This window comes from Paracoccus sp. SCN 68-21, from assembly GCF_001724535.1.
Taxonomy (GTDB): domain Bacteria; phylum Pseudomonadota; class Alphaproteobacteria; order Rhodobacterales; family Rhodobacteraceae; genus Paracoccus; species Paracoccus hibiscisoli.
This window is the reverse complement of the sequence record NZ_MEES01000019.1, coordinates 1-22,429: the sequence shown is the minus strand read 5'-3', so window position 1 is coordinate 22,429 and position 22,429 is coordinate 1. Positions and strand designations below refer to the sequence as shown.

Sequence of the window (22,429 nt, the reverse complement as noted above, 5' to 3'; positions counted from 1 at the left end):
TTAACCCAGCTGGATGGTGGTGTCGTTCACGAACGACGCTAGCGGAATGTGCATGTTCTGCGGCGCGGGCCCGCGGCGGATGCGGCCGGCGGTGTCATAGTGGCTGCCGTGGCAGGGGCAGAACCAGCCGCCGAAATCGCCCGCGCCGTCACCGATCGGCACGCAGCCCAGATGGGTGCAGACGCCGATCTGGACCAGCCACTCGCCCGTATCGTCCAGGGCGCGGTTCTGGTCGGTCGCCGGGGCGTTGTCGTCCAGGTTGGGGTTCTGCGCGTTGCGGTCGGGCAGGTCGTTCAGGTCGACGGCGCGGCCCGCCTCGATTTCCTCGGGGGTGCGGCGGCGGATGAACACGGGCTTGCCCAGGAACAGCACGGTGATCTGCGAACCGGGCGCGATGCCGCTGACATCGACCTGGATCGAGGCAAGCGCCTGCACATCCGCCGAGGGGTTCATCTGATTCACAAGGGTCCAGGCGGCGGCACCGGCGGCCACCGTGCCTGCGCCCGCCGTGGCATAATAGAGGAAATCCCTCCGGGTGCCTACGTGGTCATCTGCGTGGGACACGGGTCATACTCCAATTCGGGCCGAAAGTCAGGCCGATACGACATTCCGGGCCGCGTCCGAACGCAGCCTTCGCGGGGCGGTTCTAGCCCTCAATTCCTCGTCAGTCCAGATGATAAGCCGTCGCATGCCGATGCAATTCGACCCGTCAGACACAATTGCAGCGCGCGTTTGCGCCATCACTGCGGCAGGGTGTCGCGGTTGCAGGCCCTGCTCACAGCAACCTTTCCGAGCGAAAGCTGAGTTCGCGCGACTTGCCGATGATCAAATGGTCGTGGATGGTGATTCCCATGCTGTCGGCGGCCTGACTGATGCGCGTCGTCATGGCGATGTCGCTGTCCGAGGGTGTGGGATCGCCCGAGGGGTGGTTGTGAACCAGGATCAGCGCCGAGGCGTTCAGCTCCAGCGCGCGGCGGATGATCTCGCGCGGATAGACGGGGACGTGGTCCACGGTGCCGCGCGACTGTTCCTCATCCGCGATCAGGACGTTCTTGCGGTCCAGATACAGCACACGGAACTGCTCGATCTCGCGATGCGCCATGGCGGTGTGGCAATAATCCAGCAGCGATTGCCAGCTGGACAGGACCGGGCGGTGCATGATGCGGGCGCGGGCCATGCGTTGGGCCGCGGCCTCGACGATCTTCAGCTCGGTCACGACGGCAGGGCCGACGCCGGCCACGGCCAGCAGGCGTGCGGGCGCGGCCGTGACCACGCGGTTGAAATCGCCAAAGGTCTCGATCAGCAGGCGGGCCAGCGGCTTGACGTCCTGGCGCGGGATGGCGCGGAACAGCACCAGCTCCAGCAGCTCGTAATCGGGCATGGCGGCGGCCCCGCCCTGCATGAACCGGTCGCGCAGCCGCGCCCGGTGATCGGCCAGATAGGAGGGCGCCTTTCCCGGCGCGTTCGCCGGTTCCGCGGCCACATCATCGGCCGCCGGGGCGAACAGCGGCAGGGGCATTTCGCGAAAGGCACGATTCGGGTCCATGCGTCGATCATGGCCCGAACCGGTAAAGGAAGGGTTAACCCGTTACCGGGTCATCCCACCCCAAAAACTTTTGACCTTGTCGAAGAAACCGTCCGATTGCGGGCTGTTATCGGCCTTTTCGGCCTCGAACTCGCGCAGCAGCTCGCGCTGGCGCGGGGTCAGGTTCACCGGAGTCTCGACGGTCAGCTCGATCAGCATGTCGCCGAAATCGCCCTGCGCGCCGGGGCCGTGGCGCAAAGGCGGCATGCCCTTGCCGCGCAGGCGCATCTGCCGGCCGGTTTGGCTGCCGGCGGCGACCTTAACGCGGGCACGCCCGCCGTCGATCGTCGGCACCTCGACCTCTCCGCCCAGGGCGGCCGTGGCCATGCTGACCGGCACCTGGCAAGCCAGCATCTTGCCGTCGCGCAGAAAGATCGCGTGCTCGGCCACCTCGATGAAGATGTACAGATCGCCGGTCGGGCCGCCGCGCATCCCCGCCTCGCCCTCTCCGGCCAGACGGATGCGGGTGCCGGTCTCGACGCCCGCGGGAATGTTCACGGACAGCGCCCGATCGCGCTCTTGGCGCCCGGCGCCGTGGCAGGCCTTGCAGGGGTTCTTGACGATCTGGCCCGCGCCGCCGCAGGTGGGGCAGGTGCGCTCGACCGTGAAAAAGCCCTGCTGGGCGCGGACCTTGCCCATGCCCGCGCAGGTCGGGCAGGCGGCGGGCTGGGATGCGCCCTCGGCCCCGGTGCCCGCGCATTCGCCGCAGGCGACCGAGCCGCGGACCGTGATCGGCTTCTGGACGCCGCGATAGGCCTCCTCCAGCGTGACGCGCAGGTTGTAGCGCAGGTCCTGGCCGCGCTGTGCGCGCGCCCGACCGCCGCCGCCGCCGCCACCGCGACGGCCCATCATGTCGCCGAACAGATCCTCGAACACATCGGCAAAGGCCGCGCCGAAATCGCCGGGATGCTGGCCGCGTCCACCGCCGCCGCCGCCCATGCCACCCTCGAAGGCCGCATGGCCAAAGCGGTCATAGGCCGCCTTTTTCTGTTCGTCCTTGAGGCAGTCATAGGCCTCGTTCGCTTCCTTGAAGCGGGCCTCGGCGGTCGCATCGTCCTGATTGCGGTCAGGGTGCAGTTCCTTGGCCTTGATCCGATAGGCCTTCTTGATCTCGTCGGTCGAGGCCCCGCGCGTGACCCCGAGCACTTCGTAGTAACAACGCTTGCTCATGTGTCGTCCTGTTCAGCTGTCCCCATGAAACAGGCCGGCCCGCAGCAGATGGCGGACCGGCCCGGTCAGGGGATGCGGCCCCGATCAGCCGCGCTTCTTGTCGTCGCCCAGATCTTCGAAATCGGCGTCCACGATGTCGTCGTCGACATCACGCGGGGCGTCACGGTCCGACGGATCGGCCTCTTCGGCGCTCTGCTGGTTCTTGTAGATCGCCTCACCCAGACGCATGGACGCATCCATCACGTTCTGGATGCCCGAGCGGATCTTGCCCGGCTCTTCAGATTTCAGCGATTCCTCCAGCGCGCCGATGGCCAGCTCGATCGCCTCGACGGTCGAGGCGTCCACCTTGTCGCCATGCTCGGCCAGCGACTTGTTGGTCGAGTGGATCAGGCTTTCGGCCTGGTTCTTGGCCTCGACCAGCTCGCGGCGGGTCTTGTCGCCCTCGGCGTTCGCCTCAGCATCCTTGACCATCCGCTCGATGTCCTCGTCGGTCAGACCGCCCGAGGCTGCGATGGTGATGGTCTGCTCCTTGCCGGTGCCCTTGTCCTTGGCCGCCACCGACACGATGCCGTTGGCGTCGATGTCGAAGGTCACCTCGATCTGGGGCATGCCGCGCGGCGCGGGCGGGATGTGCTCCAGGTTGAACTGGCCCAGCATTTTGTTGTCCGCGGCCATTTCCCGCTCGCCCTGGAAGACGCGGATGGTCACGGCGCCCTGGTTGTCCTCGGCGGTCGAGAAGATCTGCGATTTCTTGGTCGGGATGGTGGTGTTGCGGTCGATCAGGCGGGTGAACACGCCGCCCAGGGTCTCGATGCCCAGGGACAGGGGCGTCACGTCCAGCAGCACGACGTCCTTGACGTCACCCTGCAGCACGCCGGCCTGAATGGCGGCGCCCAGGGCCACAACCTCGTCGGGGTTCACGCCCTTGTGGGGCTCCTTGCCGAAGAAGTCGGTGACCTCGGCCACGACCTTGGGCATGCGGGTCATGCCGCCGACCAGAACGACCTCGTCGATGTCCGACTTGGAACAGCCGGCATCCTTCAGCGCGTCTTGGACGGGTTTCATGGTCCGCTTGATCAGGTCCGCGACCAGGCTTTCCAAGGCTTTCCAGCTTGGCGCGCGTCAGCTTGACGACCAGGTGCAGCGGCGTGCCCGAGTTCTTGTCCATCGAGATGAACGGCTGGTTGATCTCGGTCTGGCTGCTGCTGGACAGCTCGATCTTGGCCTTCTCAGCGGCTTCCTTCAGGCGCTGCAGGGCCATCTTGTCCTTGGACAGATCGACGCCGTGCTCTTTTTTGAACTCGTCGGCCAGATAGTTCACGATCCGCATGTCGAAATCTTCGCCACCCAGGAAGGTGTCGCCGTTCGTGGATTTCACCTCGAACAACCCGTCATCGATTTCCAGGATGGTGATGTCGAAGGTCCCGCCGCCGAGGTCATAGACCGCGATCGTCTTGGTTTCCTTCTTGTCCAGACCATAGGCCAGTGCGGCTGCGGTCGGCTCGTTGATGATGCGCAGGACCTCGAGGCCGGCGATCTTGCCCGCGTCCTTGGTCGCCTGACGCTGAGCGTCGTTGAAATAGGCCGGAACGGTGATCACAGCCTGGGTCACGGTCTCGCCCAGATAGCTTTCGGCGGTCTCCTTCATCTTCTGAAGGATCATCGCACTGACCTGCGCGGGGGAATATTTCTCACCCTGCACTTCGACCCATGCATCGCCGTTGCCACCGTCCGCGATGGTGAAGGGGACCATCTTGCGGTCCTTTTCCACGGCCTCGTCGCCCATGCGGCGCCCGATCAGGCGTTTCACGGCAAAGACGGTGTTGGTGGGGTTGGTCACGGCCTGGCGCTTGGCCGGCTGGCCGACCAGACGTTCGCCGTCCTTGAAGCCGACGATCGAGGGCGTCGTGCGCGCGCCTTCGCTGTTCTCGATGACCTTGGGCTGGCTGCCGTCCATGATGGCCACGCAGCTGTTGGTGGTGCCGAGGTCGATGCCGATGACTTTGGACATGTGAATATAACCTTCTCTTGCGGCGATATCGTGGACTTCGGGTCCGTTGTGGCCCCCGAGGCCCGATCCCTTGCGTGAACGGCCCGGAACCTCCGGACCGCTTCGGGGGTGTATATAGGGATGCAATTCGGCCCCGCAAGCACCGCCGGGCCCCAAAATGGGCCGAAGGGGCCTGCAAATGCGGCGATTTCTACTGGGTCGCGCTCCAGCTGATGGATTCGTACTTGCGGGTGGTGAAGTTGATCAGCAACCCGATCATCAGCGCCGCGATCGAGAACCAAAGCGGATAGAGCAGGCTGGTGCGGTGCGGCGAATAGTTGATGAACAGGAACCCGCGTTCCTGGTCGATCAGGTGGAACAGCGGGTTCCACGCGAACCAGGGCAGGATGAAGCCGGGCAGCGTGTTGGCCACGAAGAACTTGCCCGAGGCGAACATGTTGACCCGCTGATACAGCGTCGTCAGTACCTTGCAGGCCTGCGGCGACCAGGGCCGGATGCCCAGGAACACCAGCCCCACGCAGCATCCCGAGAACCAGGCAAGCAGGAACAGCGCCCCCGCCCCCAGGGGGTCATAGATCGTGATCTCCTGGAACCCCAGGTGATAGATCGACAGGATGACGATGCAGCCGATCGTCTGGCGATAGAGCACCGACAGCGCCGCCCCCGAGATCAGCACCGCCGCGTTCAGCGGTTCGTGCTTGATGATCCCCGACGAGATCGAATGGCTGCCTGCGACGGCCGCCACCGTCTGCACATGCAGCATGAAGATGAAGATGCCCGACATGATATAGAGCAGGAAATCCCCCCGGATCGGAGAGGTTTTCAGCCCGATCAGCGCGTACATGGCTAGGAACACCACCACGAACAGCGCGCTTTGCACCATGGTCAGCAGCAGGCCCACCACCGCATTGCGGTGTTCCGTGCGCAGGTTGTAGACCGTCTGGTGATAGATCAGCGCCAGCGTGGTGAACGCGGCCTGAAACATGTTCCGGTTCTGGCGCTGCTTGAACAAGGGTCGTGCTCCGTCGATGAGGGCGGTGGGTCCGGCCTGTCCGGACCGTGGTCGCATGCTTGCCGACGGACCCGCCTGCGATCATAAGGGGGACCGGACCTTCGCACAATCCGGCAGCGGCCGACGGCCCCGCGCAGGGAAAGGAAAGTGAATGCAATTCGACCGACTGACCACCGAAATGCGGCGCCTTGCCCTGCTGGCCGGAGAGAGGATCATGGAGATCTATCGGTCGGACGATTTCGACACCCGTGCCAAGTCCGATGATTCGCCTGTCACCGCAGCTGACGAGGCCGCGGACGCACTGATTTCGAAGGGGCTGCGCGCGGCCTTTCCCGACACCCCCCTGGTCACCGAGGAGCAGGCCGACACCCACGGCCAGAGCCTGCGGACCTTCCTGATCGTCGATCCGCTGGACGGGACCAAGGAATTCGTGCAGCGGCGCGGCGATTTCACCGTCAACATCGCCTATGTCCAGGACGGCGTGCCGGTGCGCGGCGTGGTCTATGCCCCCGCCAAGGGGCGGCTGTTTTATACCACCGCCGACGGCCGCTCGGTCGAGGAGACGGGTCCCTTCGGCGACCAGCCCGGGCAGACCCAGCCCATCGGCGTCAACGCCACGCCCGACAATCGCGGCCTGATGGTCGTGGCGTCGAAATCGCATCGCGATGCGGCCACCGACGCCTATATCGCGCAATACGGCGTGCGCGACATGACCAGCGCGGGCAGCTCGCTGAAATTCTGCCTGGTCGCGACCGGAGAGGCGGACCTCTATCCGCGGCTGGGCCGCACGATGGAATGGGACACGGCGGCGGGCGACGCGGTGCTGCGCAGCGCGGGCGGTCAGGTGGTGCGGTTCGACGACCACACCCCCCTGGCCTATGGCAAGCCGGGATTTGAGAACCCGTTCTTCATCGCCTACGCCCCCGGCGTCCTGCTGGTGAAGGCCTGAGATGTCGGTCGTTATCGTCATTCCCGCCCGCTTTGCCTCGACCCGCTATCTGGGCAAGCCGCTGGTCGAACTGCGCGGCGCGGGCGGGCAGGCGCGCAGCCTGATCCGGCGCAGCTGGGACGCGGCCATGGCGGTCGGCGGCATCGACCGGGTGATCGTGGCCACCGATGACGACCGCATCCGCGACCACGCGCTGGCCTTTGGCGCCGAGGTCGCGATGACCAGCCCCGATTGCCGCAACGGCACCGAACGCTGCGCCGAGGCGGTGGCCAACCTTGGCCTGACCCCCGAGATCGTCGTGAACCTGCAGGGCGACGCGCCGCTGACGCCCGCCTGGTTCGTGGAGGATCTGGTGGCGGGCCTGCGCGCCGATCCGGGCGCCGAGGTGGCGACCCCCGTGCTGCGCTGCACCGGCGCCATGCGCGCCGACCTGATCGCGGATCGCCACGCGGGCCGCGTCGGCGGGACGACGGCGGTGTTCGGTCATGACGGGCGGGCGCTCTATTTCTCCAAGGAGGTCGTGCCCTTCGTGCCGGGCGACGTGGCCCCGGACTGGCCCAGCCCGGTCTTTCACCATGTGGGCGTCTATGCCTATCGCCCCGACGCCCTGGCGGAATACCCCACCTGGCCCGAAGGCACGCTGGAGCGGCTGGAGGGCCTGGAGCAGCTGCGCTTCCTGGAGCGCGGTCGGCCGGTGCTGTGCGTCGAGGTCGAGGCGCGCGGCCGCCAGTTCTGGGAACTGAACAACCCCGAGGATGTTACCCGGCTGGAGCAGATGATGCAGGATATGGGCATCGCCTGAGCCGGTTTGCCCTGCCGTGTGGCGAATACGTGAAATATTTGTCTATTTTGGTACAATCGCTTGGCGACAAGCTGCCTACGGAATAATCTGCGCATTGAACTCACCGTCTCTGCCCGGCAAGGCATCAACGTCATTCAGGGTGGGACCGGTCCCACCGAACCATCAGAGGTATCCGTCATGGGTCGCAAGGTTACGAAAGCCATTTTCCCCGTCGCTGGCTTGGGAACGCGCTTTCTTCCCACCACGAAAAGCATCCCCAAGGAGATGCTGTCGCTGGTCGACAAACCGCTGATCCAATACGCCATCGACGAGGCCCGCGCCGCCGGCATCAAGGAATTCATCTTTGTCACCTCGCGCGGCAAGGGCTCGCTGGAGGATTACTTCGATCACGCCCACGAGCTGGAATCCAGCCTCAAGAAGGCCGGCAAGACCGACCTGCTGGAGATCCTGCGCGCCACCAACATGGACTCCGGCGCCATCGCCTATATCCGCCAGCACAAGGCCCTGGGCCTGGGCCACGCGGTCTGGTGCGCCCGTCGCCTGCTGTCGGATGACGAGCCCTTTGCCGTGGTGCTGACCGACGACGTCATCCAGGGTGAGCCGCCCTGCCTGCAGCAGATGATCGAGGCCTATGGCGAGACCGGCGGCAGCATGGTCGCCACGATGGAGGTCGCCCCCGAAAAGGCCAAGGCTTACGGCGTTCTGGACGTGGCCGAGGACATGGGCGCCATCGTGCGCGCCAAGGGCATGGTCGAAAAGCCCGCCACCGGCACGCAGCCGTCGAACCTGGCGGTGATCGGCCGCTATATCCTGGCGCCGACCGTGATGAAGAACCTCAACAAGCTCAAGCAGGGCGCCGGCGGCGAGATCCAGCTGACCGACGCCATCGCCGAAGAGATCCAGGCGGGCCGCGACGTGTTCGGCCTGCGCTTCCGCGGCCAGCGCTTCGACTGCGGCTCCAAGGCGGGCTTCCTGCAGGCGACCGTGGCCTTTGGCCTGGAGCGTGACGAGCTGAAGGACGAGTTCGCCGAATACCTGCATCAGGTGATGTCCATGCGCCGGGCTGCCGAATAAGCATGGCGGACAAGGTTCTGGTGACGGGCGGGGCGGGCTATATCGGCTCGCACGCCTGCAAGGCGCTGGCGGCGGCAGGGTTCGTTCCCGTCACGCTGGACAATTTCTCGACCGGCTGGCGCGATGCCGTGCGCTTCGGCCCTGTGGTCGAGGCCGATTTGATGGACCGCGCAGCCCTGGACGCGGCCTTTGCCCAACACCGGCCCGTGGCGGTGCTGCATTTCGCGGCCCTGTCCCAGGTGGGCGAGGCGATGGCCGAACCGGGCCGCTACTGGCGCAACAATGTCGCAGGGTCGCTGAACCTGATCGAGGCGGCGATTGCGGCGGGGTGCCTGGATTTCGTCTTCAGCTCGACCTGCGCGACCTATGGCGACCGCGACGGCGAGGTGCTGGACGAGGATACCCCGCAGGCGCCGCTGAACGCCTATGGCGCGTCCAAGCGCGCGATCGAGGATATGCTGGCCGATTTCGGGGCCTCGCACGGGCTGCGGTCGGTGATCTTCCGCTATTTCAACGTGGCGGGCGCCGATCCTGACGGAGAGGTGGGCGAGTTCCACCGCCCCGAAACCCATCTGATCCCGCTGATCCTGGACGCGGTGGACGGCAAGCGGGCGGCGCTGACCATCCACGGCACCGACTATCCGACCCCGGACGGCACCTGCATCCGCGACTATGTCCACGTGATGGACCTGGTCGACGCGCATGTGAAGGGCCTGGAATGGCTGCGCGCGGACAAGGGCAGCCGGGTGTTCTGCCTGGGCACCGGCGACGGGTTCTCGGTCCGCGAGGTGGTCGATGCCACGCGCGCCATCACCAACCGCGAGGTGCCGATGCTGGACGGCCCGCGCCGGGGCGGCGACGCGGTCAAACTGGTCTGCGGCAGCACCCGCGCCAAGGCCGAGCTGGGCTGGTCGCCCGACCGGTCGACCATGCCGCAGATGATCGCGGATGCCTGGCGCTGGCACCAGACGGGCGATTACAAGCGGTGACCCCGCGCGCGGCGTGGCAGGCCTATCGCCTGCGCTGGAAGCGCCGCGAACTGATCTGGCGCGCCTTGCGGGCGCGCCTGGCGCTGCAGCCGGTGGCGGAACGCCATGGCGCGATCCGCGCAGGCGACGTGCTGGCGGTGACGACCCTGCGCAACGAGATCGCGCATCTGCCCGGTTTCCTGGACCATTACCGCCAGCTTGGCGTCGCGCATTTCCTGATGGTCGACAATGCCAGCACCGACGGCTCGGACCGCTATCTGGCGGAACAGCCGGACGTGTCGCTGTGGCATTGCCCTAACAGCTATCGCGCGGCGCGGTTCGGGCTGGACTGGGCGGGGGCGCTGCTGTGGCGTTTCGGGCGGGGGCATTGGTGCCTGACGGTCGATGCCGACGAATTGCTGGTCTATCCCCATCACGACACCCGGCCGCTGCCGGATCTGGTGGCGCATCTGGACCGGATCGGCCAGCCGGGGCTGGGCGCGGTGATGTTGGACCTGTATCCCTCCGGGCCGCTTGGCACCGCGGATGCCCCCGAAGGCGCGCCCCTGACGGCGCGTCTGCCTTGGTTCGACCCCGGTCCATGGCGCGCGCAGCGGATGATGCCGCGCCGCAACCTGTGGGTGCAGGGCGGGGTGCGCGATCGGGTCTTCTTTGCGGGTGATCCGCGCCGCGCACCGACCATGAACAAGCTGCCGCTGATGCGCTGGTCGGGGCGGCAGGTCTATGTCAATTCGACCCATTCCGTGCTGCCGCCGCGGCTGAACCTGATCTATGACGGGCCGGGCGATCCGCGCCTGTCGGGGGTGCTGCTGCATGGCAAGTTCCTGCCCGATATCGTGGAAAAATCGCAGGAGGAGCTGGACCGCCGCCAACATTTCGCCGATCCCGCGGCCTATGCCGACTATCACCGCGCGGTGGCCCGGGGGCCGGTCCTGCGGGGGCCGAATTCGGTCCGGTGGCGCGACTGGCGGCAACTGGTCGAGCTGGGCCTGATGGGCACAGGTGACGGGGCTGCGTAACCAAACCGGCTGAAAACGCTTGCCAAGTCGCGGCCGGGTGAACATTGCTTGACCCATGATAGCCTGTTGCCCGCCCCTCGCAGAACGCCGGACCCCGTGATGCGGATCGGCAGGATTCCGATCCCAGACCGTCTGCGCCGCCGGTCCGAACGACAGTATCTGATCGTGCGCGCCTGGAATCGGCGCCGCGCGCTGAAATCGGTCGTGAACCGCACCGGCCAGATCCGCAAGGGCGACATCCTGGCCTTCGTGACCCTGCGCAACGAGCGTGTGCGCCTGCCCTATTTCCTGGATTACTACCGCAAGCTGGGCGTCGACCATTTCCTGTTTGTCAACAACGACAGCGACGATGGCAGCGGCAACTATCTGGCCGAACAGCCGGACGTGTCGCTGTGGTGGACCAATGCGGGCTACAGGCGGTCGCGGTTCGGCATGGACTGGATCAACCGGCTGCTGATGAAATACGGGCACGGGCATTGGTGCCTGACGATCGACCCGGACGAGTTCCTGATCTATCCGCATTGCGATTCGCGCCCGCTGGAGGCGCTGACCGACTGGCTGGATGCGTCCGGGCGGCGCAGCTTTCCCGCGATGCTGCTGGACATGTATCCGCGCGGCAATATCGAGGACCAACCCTATGAGGAGGGCACGGACCCGTTCCGGATCGCCCGCTGGTTCGATCCGGCGAATTACAGCATCAGCAAGAACGCCTATTACGGCAACCTGTGGATCCAGGGTGGGCCGCGCACGCGCAAGTTCTTTACCGCCGAACCCCTGGCTGGCCCGGCCCTGAACAAGACGCCGCTGGTGAAATGGCACTGGCGCTATGCCTATGTCAGTTCCACCCACATGCTGCTGCCGCGCCATCTGAACAGGGTCTATGACGAAAGCGGCGGAGAGATGGCGTCGGGCTGCCTGCTGCATGCCAAGTTCCTGCCCACCTTTGCCGACAAGTCCGCAGAGGAGCTGGACCGCCGCCAGCATTACGCCAACAGTAAGGAATATCAGGCCTATCACGCGGGGTTGCGGCGCGGCACGGACCTGTGGTGCAGCGAATCGCGCGAATATGCCGACTGGCGCCAGCTGGAGGATCTGGGGCTGATCTCGCGGGGGAACTGGGCGTGACGGGGATGGTGGCGAAATCCCGCATCAAGCCGGGCGACCAGCGGCCGGGCGGACCGGGAGGCGCGGTCCAGCTGGGCGTTGTGCTGTTGTGCCATGCGCGGCTGGACGTGGCGGCCCGGATGGCCCGCATCTGGGTCGAGGGGGGCGCCCGCGTGGCGATCCATGTTGATGCCAAGGCCTCGGCCCGGTCGGTGGCGCGGATGCGGGACGCGCTGTCGGACCTGCCCGGCATCGTCTTTTCGCGCCGCCACACCTGCGATTGGGGCCGCTTCAGCCTGGTGCGGGCCACGCAGGACGCAGCCCAACTGCTGCTGGAGCGGTTCCCCGAGGTGACGCATGTCTATCTGGCCTCGGGGTCGTGCCTGCCGCTCAGGCCAGTGCGCGATCTGGCGGCGTTCCTGGCGCTGGACCCGGCCTGCGATCACATCGAAAGCGTCAATGCCCTGGATGTCGGCTGGACCGTGGGCGGCCTGAACGAGGAACGCTTTACCCTGTTCTATCCGCTGGACTGGCGCAAGCAGCGCTGGCTGTTCGACCGGCTGACCGCCCTGCAGCGGGGCTTGGGCATCCGCCGCCGCCTGCCCAAGGGGCTGTCGCCGCATCTGGGGTCGCAATGGTGGTGCCTGACCACCGCCACCCTGCGCGCCATCCTGGAGGACCCCCGCCGGTCCGAGTTCGACCGTTTTTTCCGGCTGACCTGGATTCCCGACGAAAGCTATTTCCAGACCCTGGCGCGTCGCCACGCCATCCGGATCGAGAGCCATTCCCTGACCCTGGCCAAGTTCGACCACAATGGCAGGCCCTATCAGCTGTATGACGACCACGCCTTGATGCTGGAGGAATCGCGCTGTTTCGTGGCGCGCAAGGTCTGGCCCAAGGCGACCGAGCTGCTGGCCCATTTCCCGCGCCCGCCCGGCCCCCAGCCCGACCTGTCCCCGCCCCAGCCCCAACGGATCGAGCGGTTGATCAACCGCACCGTGCGGCGGCGCCTGCTGGGGCGGCCGGGCCTCTACATGCAGAGCCGGTTTCCGCGCAAGGACGCCGAAAACGGCAAGACCTCGGCCCCCTATGCGGTGTTCCAGGGCTTTTCCGACATCTTCCCCGAATTCGAGGACTGGCTGGCGGGCCTTCTGGATGCCGATGTCCACGGCCACCTGCTGGGCCCCGAGATGGTCGAATTCGCCGGCCGTCCCGCGATCGGGCCGGGAGCCATCTCGTCCAACACGCTGATCCGCGACCGCGACCCGCACGGGTTCCTGACCGCGCTGATCCGCATCACCACGCGCATGCAGGTGTTCCAGTTCAGCCCGCGCGACAATCAGCGGCTGAACTGGTTCATCGCCACCGATCCGAACGCCCATATCCATGTCGTCACCGGGGCCTGGATGCTGCCGCTGCTGGAATCGGACATGCCCTTTGACGACATCCGCCGCGTCACCGCGCTGCTGCAGCGCGCCGAGATCGCGCAGATGGACGTGCTGAATTCGGTCTGGGTCAAGGCGCGCGTCCATGTCCACGAGCTGACCGATTTCCTGGCCCGCCCGCAGGAGATGCTGTTCCAGTCGCTGCACCACCTGCCCCTGCAGGCCGGGCCGCCGACCGACATGCCCCGGATGCGCGACCTGGAGGGGCTTGCGGATCTGCTGCGCAGGCTCAAGAATTCGGGCCTGCGCCCGCGCCTGTCGGGGGACGCGCTGCCCACCGCCGACATCACCCTGCCCGAAAGGACCGCCGCCGAATGACCCGCCCCTTCCGCCGCTTCGTCATCTTTGCCGAGATGCGCACCGGGTCCAACCTGCTGGAGTCGACGCTGAACGCCCTGCGCGGCGTCACCTGCTTTGGCGAGGCGTTCAACCCCTACATGATGGGCTGGCCCGACAAGGACGAATTGCAGGGCATCACCCGCGACCAGCGCGAGGCGGACCCGATGGTCCTGCTGAACAAACTGTTCGACAAGCCGGGCCACCTGCCGGGGTTCCGCTATTTCCACGACCACGATCCGCGGGTCTTTGACGCGATCATGCACGATCCCGAATGCGCCAAGATCGTGCTGACCCGCAATCCGCTGGACAGCTATGTCTCGACCCAGCTGGCCCGGCAGACGAACCAGTGGAAGCTGAACGAGACCGAGACTCCGATTCCCGCGACCATCACCTATGACGGCCCGGAATTCCGCGACATGATTGCCGCGGTGGAACGGTTCCAGCTGCGGGTGATGCACCGGCTGCAGGTGACGGGCCAGACCGCCTTCTGGCTGGGCTATGAGGATCTGCGCGATGCCGACGTGATGACCGGGCTGGTCCATTGGCTGGGCCGCACCGACATTCCCCGGGTGGAACCCGCCAGCGACCAGGTCCCCCAGAACCCGCGCGAGCTGGCCGAAAAGGTCGGCAATTTTGCGGAAATGCAGGCCGATTTGGCACAGGTCGACCCCTTCATGCTGCGCCGCATCCCCAATTTCGAGCCGCGCCGGGGGCCGTCGGTGCCCAGCTTTACCGCCACGGATGCGGGGGCCGGGCTGATCTTCATGCCGGTGCGCTGTGGTCCGGGGGGGGCGGTGCGCGACTGGATGGCCGGGCTGGGGCAGGTCACGGGCGATTTCACTCAGACCAGCCTGCGCCAGTGGAAACGCCAGCGGCCGGGCCATCGCAGCTTTGCGGTGCTGCGCCATCCGCTGCACCGGGCCTGGACCGCATTCCGGCAGCTGTTGCAGGAGGGCGCACCAGAGCTGCGCCAGCTGATGCGCGACGTGCATCGCGTGGCGCTGCCTGCCGACGAGGTGCTGGCGGGGCTGTCGCAGCAGGACCAGCTCGACCTGTTCGCGCAGTTTCTGGGGTTCCTGAAACGCAACCTGAACGGCCAGACAACGCTGCCCACCCATGCCGGATGGGCCAGCCAGTCCGAGGTGATCGCGGGCTTCAGCCGTGTCGCCACCCCCGACATGCTGATCCGCGAGGATCGCCTGGCCGAGGACCTGTCCGCCCTGGCCCGCACCGCAGGCATCGACGACCCACGCCTGAACGGGCTAAAGACCCAGCCCATGCCCGATTTCCTGCGCGAAAAGCCATTGTTGCAGGCCGCACGCCAAGCCTATCTGCGCGATTACATCGCGTTCGGGTTCTCGGATTGAGGCGGGCGGGCCTTTCGGCCCGCCACCCCGTCACGCCTTGAGCAGGGCCGCCAGTTCGGCCTGCTTGTCCGCCACCAGCGCCGCGTCGCCGTCGGATTCGACGTTCAGGCGCACCACCGGTTCCGTGTTCGACTTGCGCAGGTTGAACCGCCACTTGCCGAAATTCAGCGACACCCCGTCCAGATCGTCGCGGCTGTCCGCCTGCGGCTCGTAGGTCGCGATCAGGCGCGCGATGGCCGCGTCCGGGTCGGCGATGGTATAGTTCGTCTCTCCGGAGGACGGATACAGCCGCATCCGCTCCTCCAGCATTTCCGCCAGCGTCATGCCCTTGCGGGACAGCAGTTCGATCATCAGCAGCCACGGGATCATGCCGCTGTCGCAATAATAGAAGTCGCGGAAATAGTGATGCGCCGACATCTCTCCGCCATAGATCGCGCTGACATCACGCATCTTGCGCTTGATGAAGGCGTGGCCGGTCTTGCTGACCACGGCCTCGCCGCCGGCCTCCTGGATCATGGCGCGGGTGTTCATGATGACGCGGGGGTCATGCACGATCTTTTCGCCCGGCGACTTTTCCAGAAACGCCGCACCCAGCAGGCCGACGATATATTCGCCGGGGATAAAGCGCCCGTTCTCGTCAAAGAAGAAGCAGCGGTCGAAATCGCCGTCCCAGGCCACGCCCAGATCGGCCTTTTCCTCGATCATGCGGGCGACGGTGGGGGGCTGGTTTTCGTCCAGCAGCGGGTTGGGGATGCCGTTGGGAAAGCTCGAGTCCACGTCGTGATGCATGCGCACGAAGGTCAGCGGCGCGCCGCGACGCTCCAGCTCGGCGGCGATGGCGTCAAAGGTCGGGCCCGCGGTGCCGTTGCCGGCATTCACCACGATCTTCATCGGGCGCAGGGCGGCCACATCGACGAAATCGGCCATGCGGGACGCGTATTCCGCGCGGGCATGGCTGAAATCGGTGACGGTGCCCTTGGTTGCCGGGGCGAAATCGCCGCTGGTGGCCAGATCGACGATCGGCGGCAGTTCGGTCGCGGGGTCCAGCGGCGCCGATCCGTGGCCCACGATCTTCATGCCGTTGTAGTTGATCGGATTGTGCGAGGCCGTGACCTCGATCCCGCCATCGGTGCCTTGATTGCCGGTGTGGAAATAGACCTCCTCGGTGCCGGCCAGACCCAGGTCCAGCACGTCGGCGCCGCCATCGGTCAGCCCCTCGATCAGGGCGGCGGCCAGCTCCGGGCTGCTGGCGCGGCTGTCGCGGCCCACGACCACGCGTTTCGCGCCGCGCGCCTGGGCAAAGGCGCGGCCGATGCGATAGGCAACGTCCGCGTCCAGGTTCTTGCCCAGCTCTCCACGCACGTCATAGGCTTTGAAGCAGGTGATCTCGCGCCTGCCAAGGGGGGTGTTCATGTCGTCCTCCGGTTCCGGTTTGCATCAGCGCTAACAGGTTCGGGGCGATTTTCAAGGTTCGGGCGGCATGGCACCTTGGGACGAGGTGACGGCACGCCCCCGCCGCGCTAGGTTCCGCCCACCAGCAAGGAGAGACCGATGGATGCCAAGGCCCTGATCGCCGCCTATTACGACGCCTTCAACGCGGGGCGCACCGACGACATGCTGGCGCTGCTGCATGATGACGTCGAACATCACGTGAACGAGGGCAAGATCCGCAAAGGCCGCGCGCTGTTTGCCGAATTCAACGCCCATATGACTGAAAGCTATCGCGAAAACCTGACCGACATGGTCATCATGGCCAATGATGCGGGCGACCGTGCGGCGGCGGAATTCGTGGTGAACGGCACCTATCTCAAGACCGATCCCGGCCTGCCCGAGGCCAATGGCCAGACCTATCGCCTGCCCGCGGGCGCGTTCTTCACCATCCGCGACGGGCGCATCGCGCGGGTCACCACCTATTACAACCTGGCCGATTGGATGGCGCAGGTCGGCGCATGAGCGCCACGGTCCGCGTCCTGACCGGCGATGCGCTGGCCGATGCGCTGCCCGATGTGGCGCGGCTGCGCATCGACGTGTTCCGCGACTGGCCGTATCTGTATGACGGCGATGCCGATTACGAACGCGATTACCTGCGCGCCTATCAGTCGCCCGGCGCGGTGGTCGTGGCCGCGATGGATGGCGACCGGATCGTGGGGGCCGCGACCGGCGCGCCCATGTCGGATCACGCCGCCGATTTCGGCGCGGCCTTTGCCGACCGCCCCGAGGCCCTGTCCGACATCTTTTACTGCGCCGAATCGGTGCTGCTGCGGGCCTATCGCGGCCACGGGCTGGGGCACGCCTTTTTCGACGCGCGCGAGGATCATGCCCGTGCTTTGGGGGCACGCTGGTCGGCCTTTTGCAGCGTGATCCGGCCCGCCGATCATCCGATGCGGCCCGCCGACTATCATCCGCTGGACGGGTTCTGGTCCAAGCGGGGCTATGCGCCTCTGCCCGGCGTGACCGCGCAATTCGCGTGGAAGGATCTGGGCCAGACCTCCGAGACCGACAAGACCCTGCAATTCTGGATGAAGCCGCTGTGAAGATCGCCGCCGCCGCCTATCCGATCGACTGGTTCGACACGTTCAACGCCTATGCCGCCAAGCTGACCCGATGGGTCGCCGAGGCGCAGGCCGATCTACTGGTCTTTCCCGAATACGGCGCGATGGAGCTGGCCTCGCTGGGCGGCGCGGCGGTTGCGGGCGATCTGGAGGCCAGCCTGCACGAGGTCGCCCGCCACTGGCCCGCCGTCCATGCGCTGCATGCCGATCTGGCCACGCGGCACGGCTGTCACATCCTGGGCGCGTCGGGGCCGGTCTTTGACGGCGCGCGGCCCGTCAACCGCGCGGTGCTGTATGGCCCCGGCGGGGTGATCGGCCATCAGGACAAGCAGATCATGACCCGGTTCGAGCGCGAGGACTGGGACGTGATCGGCGCGCCCGGCCTGCGCGTCTTCGACACCGCGCTGGGCCGGATCGGCGTGCTGATCTGTTATGACAGCGAATTCCCCCTGCTGGGGCGCATCCTGGCCGAGGCCGGGGCCGAGATCCTGCTGGTCCCCAGCTGCACCGACACGGTCGCGGGGTTCACCCGCGTGCGCATCGGCGCCATGGCCCGCGCACTGGAGAGCCAATGCGTCGTCGTCCAGGCGCCCACCGTCGGCCCCTGCGACTGGATGCCCGCGCTGGACGAGAACCGGGGCCGCGCCGCGATCTATGGCCCACCCGACGGGTTCTGGCCCGAAACCGGGATCATCGCCGAAGGGGCGATGGACGCGCCGGGCTGGGTGCGGGCGCAGATCGACCTGTCTCGGGTGCGGACCAGCCGGGCCGAGGGTGCGGTTCTGCCCTTTGCGCATTGGCCCGAACAGGATCGCAGCCGCCTGATCCGGTGATCCTGTCGGGATTTACCGCGAATTAACCGCTTTGCGCTTTAACTGGCTGCGGAACCCGCCATATCTTGGGGCATGCTGCATGTCACCGACACCATAGCCATCCAGGAATGGGAGCTTTCCGAACATTTCACCCGGTCCCAGGGACCGGGGGGTCAGAACGTGAACAAGGTGGAGACGGCGGTGGAATTGCGGTTCGAAGCGGCACGATCCCCCGCCCTCAGCGACGCGGTCAAGCGTCGCCTGCAACGGCTGGCCGGGCGGCGCTGGACGCAGGACGGTGCGATCCTGATCCTGTCGCAAGAAACCCGCAGCCAGGCGCGCAACCGCGAACTGGCCCGCGACCGATTGGCCGAGCTGATCCGCCAGGCCCTTGCCGCGCCCAAACGGCGCATCGCCACCCGCCCCACGCTGGGCAGCCAGCGCCGCCGCCTCAAGGCCAAGACCGTCCGTGGCGAGGTGAAATCGCTGCGCGGCCGGGTGGAGGGTGACGAATGATCATGTGGCGCCGCGCGCTGGACATGCTGCTGGGCCGGCGGCCGGTGATGATGCAGGTGGGCGCGGTCTGTCACGACGCGGCCACGGGGCAGGTGCTGTTGATAACCAGCCGCGACACCGGGCGTTGGGTGATCCCCAAGGGCTGGCCGATGGAGGGGCGGACCCTGTATGGCGCCGCCGCCCAGGAGGCCTGGGAGGAGGCCGGCGTCCGCGGCCGCATCCACCCCGCCGAGCTGGGCCGGTTCCTGTATGAGAAACGCCAGGATCAGGGCTATGCCGTCCCGGTCGAGATGCGGGTCTTTCTGCTCTCGGTGGACCGGCTGGACGACGATTTTCCCGAAAGCCGCCAGCGGCAGCGACGCTGGTTCACGCCCGCTGACGCCGCCCGCCGGGTGGTCGAGCCGGGGTTGAAGCGCATCCTGCTATCGCTGCAGACCGCCGACAGTCCGCAGGCCGCGCCCCCGTCATGACCCACAGCCCCGGATACCGTGTCCTGGACAAGGATCTGGGTCGCATCGGGCATGCCGAGGTGGCGCAGATGCACGCCTTTCGCCCGGTCTGGCGGCTGGGGCTGCTGATGCTGGCGCTGGTGGGCGGGCTGCTGGTGGCGATGGCCGTGTCGGGCGCCGCGCCGGGGGTGCTGGCGATCGGGGCGGGGCTGGTGGTGGCGGCTTGGCTGGGCATGGCGATCGGGGCGAACGACGTCGCGAACTCTCTGGGGCCGGCGGTCGGGGCGGGGGCGATCGGCCTCTTGCCCGGGCTGGCGCTGGTCGCGCTGGCGGGGGTGGCGGGGGCGGTGCTGGCGGGCGGGGCCGTGTCGGCCCGACTGGCGGCCGGCATCGTGCAGCTGGCCCCGGTGGCCGGTGATCCGCGCGCGCCCCTGGTGATGGTCGCCGCACTGGTTGCGGCGGCCGTCTGGATCACGATGGCCACGGGCATCGGCCTGCCGGTCAGCACTTCGCATTCCATCGTCGGCGGCATTGCGGGGGCCGGGGCGGTGGCCTTTGGGCTGTCGGCGGTCGCCTGGGGGACGCTGGCGATGATCGCCTCGGTCTGGGTGGCGACGCCGGTGGTGTCGGGGGGGCTGGCGGGGGCGCTGCTGATCCTGCTGCGCATCAAGGTGGTCAAGGCGCCGGACCGCGCCGCCGCCGCCCTGCGCTGGCTGCCGCCGCTGGTGGGGCTGATGGTGGGGCTGTTCTCGGCCTATGTGCTGCTGTTGGTGAACCGCCAGTCGGGGCTGTCGGTCATCGTCGGGGCGGCGGTTCTGCCCGCGCTGGCCGGGCATCTGCTGACCCGCCGCGCCGTCCGCCGGGAACTGGCCGCCCATCCGCGCAAGCCGGGGATCAAGCCGCTGCTGCGCCCCGCGCTGCTGATGGCGGTGGTGATCCTGGGATTTGCGCACGGGGCCAACGACGTGGGCAACATCGCCGGGCCGCTGTCGGTGATCCTGAGCGGGCAGGGGCTGAGCGCGCAGATCGGCGTGGTGCCGGTGCTGGTGCTGGTCTGCGGCGGGCTGGCCATTGCCACGGGCACGCTGCTGTTCGGGCGCCGCCTGGTGCACATGGTCGGCAGCGGCATCACGCGGCTGAACGCGGGGCGCGCCTTTTGCGTGTCGCTGGCGACGGCGGTGACGGTGCTGGCGGCGTCGGGGATGGGGCTGCCGGTCTCGACCACGCATGTGGCGGTGGGCGGGGTCTTTGGCGTGGGCTTTGCACGCGAATGGCTGGACCGCCGCCCCGGCAGCCGCGCCGAGGCCCTGCCCGCGGACGAAACGCGCCGCCGCATCCTGGTGCGGCGCAGCCACGTCGTGACCATCACCGCCGCCTGGCTGGTGACGCTGCCCGTGACCGGCGCCCTAGGCGCGCTGGCCTGCATGCTGGTCTTGCGGGTGGCGGTGCCCTAGGCTCGGGCCTTTGGTGACGGGGTTGTTTCAGTCAAGCGGTTCCGCGCATGCGTCGTCGTCCGCAGAGTGGCGGTTTCAGCTTTGGTCTGATCGTCGGACGGCTGTCGCAGCTACCTTCGCCTTAGATCACCTGGGTGCATGCTTCGGTCCGTGACAGGCCGCTATCATGAGGTAGGTCCGATGTGCCCATCTGATGGGCGTGCTCGATGGGGTTCGGCGACAGTCCTGACCACGGCATCATCGGAACCGCGTCCCATAGGGATCTCCAAGGCCTGCGGTCAGGCAGGCAACGGTGGAGCGCTTGGCCGATAAGGGTGCATGCGGAACCTGAACCTCGGATCGGAAGGTTGTGCCGTCAGTCCATATCCAGTGCACGATCACGCTGATGCGCCGGGCAAGGGCTACTATGGCCCGTTCCGCGCCGCGGTGGCGCACGACCTGCACTGCCCATGGTCTCAGCCATGTCGAGCGGCCATCAATCGTCGGGAAAACCGTCCGCCGGACTGTTTTCTGATCCTCCTCGTACATCATGACCGTCGCCGCCAGGCACAGCGCGCGCCGCAGGTTGACGTCGCCTGCTTTGGTGATCCCGCCGGAGATGTCGCGTTCGCCTGACTGGTTTCGCGACGGGGTCAGGCCCGCCCATGGCCCGACCTTCTTCGACGATGTGAACCGCGAGGGATCATCAACTGCGGAACGGAAGGTCAGCGCCACGACCGCGCCCACGCCCGGCATCGACATCAGGCGGTGACAGACAGGATCGTCTTGCGCCAACTGACGGACCCGGCGTTCCAATCCTGCAAGCTCCTGTCGAAGGGATGCCCGCGCCCGCAGCATCGGCTCGGTCGCGGCGAACAGCATCGAGTTCTCTGCAGTCAGCTCTCGGATACGGTGCTCGAACCTGCCGCGGGAGATCGCGCCGACCTTCAGCCCGAAGTTCCGCAGCAATCCACGCAATGACAGCTCCAGAGTGATAAAGCCCTGCTGCACGGCTTTGCGAGCACTCAGCAGAGCGCGCAATGCCTCGCGTCCAGACGGATTTGCAAGGAACGGGCGGGACCCAGCCGAGATGAAGCAGGCGCGCAATGCCTTCGGCATCCCGTCGATCCGTTTTGATCAGCATCGCCTTCAGAGCACCCTTCACCTGCCGGGTCTCCATCAGCACCACGCTCAGGCCCGCCTCGGACAGTCTGCGATGCAGCCATTGCGACAGGGGCCCGGCTTCGAGGCCGACGACGGCGATGGTGCCGTCCAGGTCCCCAATCCAGCGCGCCAGCGCTTCCGGCTCGCGGGCCGCCTGAGCCTCCCTCACGGTCTTCCCATGCTCGCCGATGACGCAGTTCGCGGCCTTCTCCAGCGACGGGTCCAGTCCGACAAACAGCTTCATCACACAGTCCTCCCGATGGATCCAATACGGGAATAGCGCCGGATTGCCCTCGGTTTGGCAACGATAACGGGCAGGTGGCGGCGCAGGCCCCCTTGCGACATCTTGTTCTTCACAACCGTCCTGTTCTGGCTGTGATCAAGAACAAGTCCTGACCCTTCTGTATCTGAGTTTTGCTAAACTTACCCCGTCATTGTCCCTGGCCAGGGACACTGACGGGGTGGTGCGCGACGTCTGACCCTTGTGGCTTGACCACGCTTCTTAGCCTGTCGGCACCGCCTCTCTTCTTCGTCTCGGACAGTTGATTGCGGCCTTGCAGGACCGCGCACCAGAAGGAAGAGAGCATGGACAACCTATCACATGGCCGCGTTATCGGCATAGATGTCAGCCGCGATT

19 protein-coding genes and 2 pseudogenes are annotated in these 22,429 nt (G+C 66.8%); 14 read left to right on the top strand and 7 right to left on the bottom strand.

What is annotated here, in order from left to right; all coding sequences use genetic code 11:
• The 5 genes and pseudogenes from petA to ABS73_RS08145 all read right to left on the bottom strand — a co-directional run bounded on the left by petA (position 1) and on the right by ABS73_RS08145 (position 5,751).
• Entirely contained in the window at positions 1 to 564 is a 564-nt protein-coding gene (gene petA, locus ABS73_RS08165; protein WP_277019083.1) for a ubiquinol-cytochrome c reductase iron-sulfur subunit, read from the bottom strand.
• Positions 565 to 775: 211 nt separating this feature from the next.
• Complete coding sequence (gene radC / locus ABS73_RS08160; protein ID WP_277019081.1) at positions 776 to 1,546, bottom strand: RadC family protein; 771 nt, start codon at positions 1,544 to 1,546, stop codon at positions 776 to 778.
• 42 nt (positions 1,547 to 1,588) lie between these two features.
• A complete protein-coding gene (dnaJ, locus tag ABS73_RS08155) occupies positions 1,589 to 2,755 on the bottom strand; it encodes a molecular chaperone DnaJ (RefSeq protein ID WP_277019079.1) in 1,167 nt (388 codons plus the stop codon).
• Between the two features lie 84 nt (positions 2,756 to 2,839).
• A pseudogene (dnaK, locus tag ABS73_RS08150) lies at positions 2,840 to 4,766 on the bottom strand (molecular chaperone DnaK).
• 190 nt (positions 4,767 to 4,956) lie between these two features.
• Positions 4,957 to 5,751: an ABC transporter permease gene (locus ABS73_RS08145; RefSeq protein ID WP_286693429.1), complete on the bottom strand. Its 795-nt coding sequence runs from the start codon at positions 5,749 to 5,751 to the stop codon at positions 4,957 to 4,959.
• A gap of 178 nt (positions 5,752 to 5,929) precedes the next feature.
• Here ABS73_RS08145 and cysQ point away from each other — a divergent pair, with 178 nt between their 5' ends.
• The 8 genes from cysQ (at position 5,930) to ABS73_RS08105 (ending at position 14,866) form a co-directional block, all read left to right on the top strand.
• Positions 5,930 to 6,727: a 3'(2'),5'-bisphosphate nucleotidase CysQ gene (gene cysQ / locus ABS73_RS08140; protein WP_277019076.1), complete on the top strand. Its 798-nt coding sequence runs from the start codon at positions 5,930 to 5,932 to the stop codon at positions 6,725 to 6,727.
• 1 nt (position 6,728) lies between these two features.
• The gene (locus ABS73_RS08135) at positions 6,729 to 7,529 is read left to right on the top strand and encodes a 3-deoxy-manno-octulosonate cytidylyltransferase (protein ID WP_277019074.1); all 801 of its coding nucleotides are present in this window, start codon (positions 6,729 to 6,731) and stop codon (positions 7,527 to 7,529) included.
• Between the two features lie 177 nt (positions 7,530 to 7,706).
• Positions 7,707 to 8,603, top strand: coding sequence for a UTP--glucose-1-phosphate uridylyltransferase (locus ABS73_RS08130; protein WP_136856143.1), 897 nt, complete (start codon positions 7,707 to 7,709; stop codon positions 8,601 to 8,603).
• 2 nt (positions 8,604 to 8,605) lie between these two features.
• Positions 8,606 to 9,592, top strand: coding sequence for a UDP-glucose 4-epimerase GalE (gene galE / locus ABS73_RS08125; protein ID WP_277019072.1), 987 nt, complete (start codon positions 8,606 to 8,608; stop codon positions 9,590 to 9,592).
• Positions 9,589 to 10,611 (top strand): glycosyltransferase family 2 protein, encoded by a 1,023-nt coding sequence (locus ABS73_RS08120; protein WP_277019071.1) that lies wholly within the window; start codon positions 9,589 to 9,591, stop codon positions 10,609 to 10,611. Before galE ends, ABS73_RS08120 begins: the two co-directional genes overlap by 4 nt.
• 99 nt (positions 10,612 to 10,710) lie before the next feature.
• The gene (locus ABS73_RS08115; RefSeq protein WP_277019069.1) at positions 10,711 to 11,736 is read left to right on the top strand and encodes a glycosyltransferase family 2 protein; all 1,026 of its coding nucleotides are present in this window, start codon (positions 10,711 to 10,713) and stop codon (positions 11,734 to 11,736) included.
• Between the two features lie 5 nt (positions 11,737 to 11,741).
• On the top strand, positions 11,742 to 13,478 hold the full coding sequence (locus tag ABS73_RS08110; RefSeq protein WP_277019143.1) for a DUF5927 domain-containing protein: 1,737 nt from the start codon (positions 11,742 to 11,744) through the stop codon (positions 13,476 to 13,478).
• The gene (locus ABS73_RS08105) at positions 13,475 to 14,866 is read left to right on the top strand and encodes a hypothetical protein (RefSeq protein WP_277019067.1); all 1,392 of its coding nucleotides are present in this window, start codon (positions 13,475 to 13,477) and stop codon (positions 14,864 to 14,866) included. The genes ABS73_RS08110 and ABS73_RS08105 overlap by 4 nt, the downstream gene beginning before the upstream one ends.
• A 30-nt stretch (positions 14,867 to 14,896) precedes the next feature.
• Here ABS73_RS08105 and ABS73_RS08100 read toward each other — a convergent pair whose 3' ends face one another.
• Positions 14,897 to 16,279 carry a phosphohexomutase domain-containing protein gene (locus ABS73_RS08100; RefSeq protein ID WP_277019065.1) on the bottom strand — a complete coding sequence of 461 codons (1,383 nt, stop codon included), beginning with the start codon at positions 16,277 to 16,279 and terminating at the stop codon, positions 14,897 to 14,899.
• 138 nt (positions 16,280 to 16,417) lie between these two features.
• Between ABS73_RS08100 and ABS73_RS08095 the strand changes: the two genes are divergently transcribed.
• From ABS73_RS08095 to ABS73_RS08070, 6 genes are all read left to right on the top strand, one after another.
• Entirely contained in the window at positions 16,418 to 16,819 is a 402-nt protein-coding gene (locus ABS73_RS08095; protein WP_277019062.1) for a ketosteroid isomerase-related protein, read from the top strand.
• A complete protein-coding gene (locus ABS73_RS08090; protein ID WP_277019060.1) occupies positions 16,816 to 17,400 on the top strand; it encodes a GNAT family N-acetyltransferase in 585 nt (194 codons plus the stop codon). Before ABS73_RS08095 ends, ABS73_RS08090 begins: the two co-directional genes overlap by 4 nt.
• A complete protein-coding gene (locus ABS73_RS08085) occupies positions 17,397 to 18,251 on the top strand; it encodes a carbon-nitrogen hydrolase family protein (RefSeq protein WP_277019058.1) in 855 nt (284 codons plus the stop codon). The genes ABS73_RS08090 and ABS73_RS08085 overlap by 4 nt, the downstream gene beginning before the upstream one ends.
• 72 nt (positions 18,252 to 18,323) lie before the next feature.
• Positions 18,324 to 18,746, top strand: coding sequence for an alternative ribosome rescue aminoacyl-tRNA hydrolase ArfB (gene arfB, locus ABS73_RS08080; protein ID WP_136856151.1), 423 nt, complete (start codon positions 18,324 to 18,326; stop codon positions 18,744 to 18,746).
• Complete coding sequence (locus ABS73_RS08075; protein ID WP_277019055.1) at positions 18,743 to 19,216, top strand: NUDIX hydrolase; 474 nt, start codon at positions 18,743 to 18,745, stop codon at positions 19,214 to 19,216. Before arfB ends, ABS73_RS08075 begins: the two co-directional genes overlap by 4 nt.
• A complete protein-coding gene (locus tag ABS73_RS08070) occupies positions 19,213 to 20,649 on the top strand; it encodes an inorganic phosphate transporter (protein WP_277019053.1) in 1,437 nt (478 codons plus the stop codon). The genes ABS73_RS08075 and ABS73_RS08070 overlap by 4 nt, the downstream gene beginning before the upstream one ends.
• A gap of 339 nt (positions 20,650 to 20,988) precedes the next feature.
• Here ABS73_RS08070 and ABS73_RS08065 read toward each other — a convergent pair.
• Positions 20,989 to 22,036 (bottom strand): annotated as a pseudogene (locus ABS73_RS08065) (IS110 family RNA-guided transposase); the annotation flags it as partial.
• Between the last annotated feature and the right edge of the window lie 393 nt (positions 22,037 to 22,429).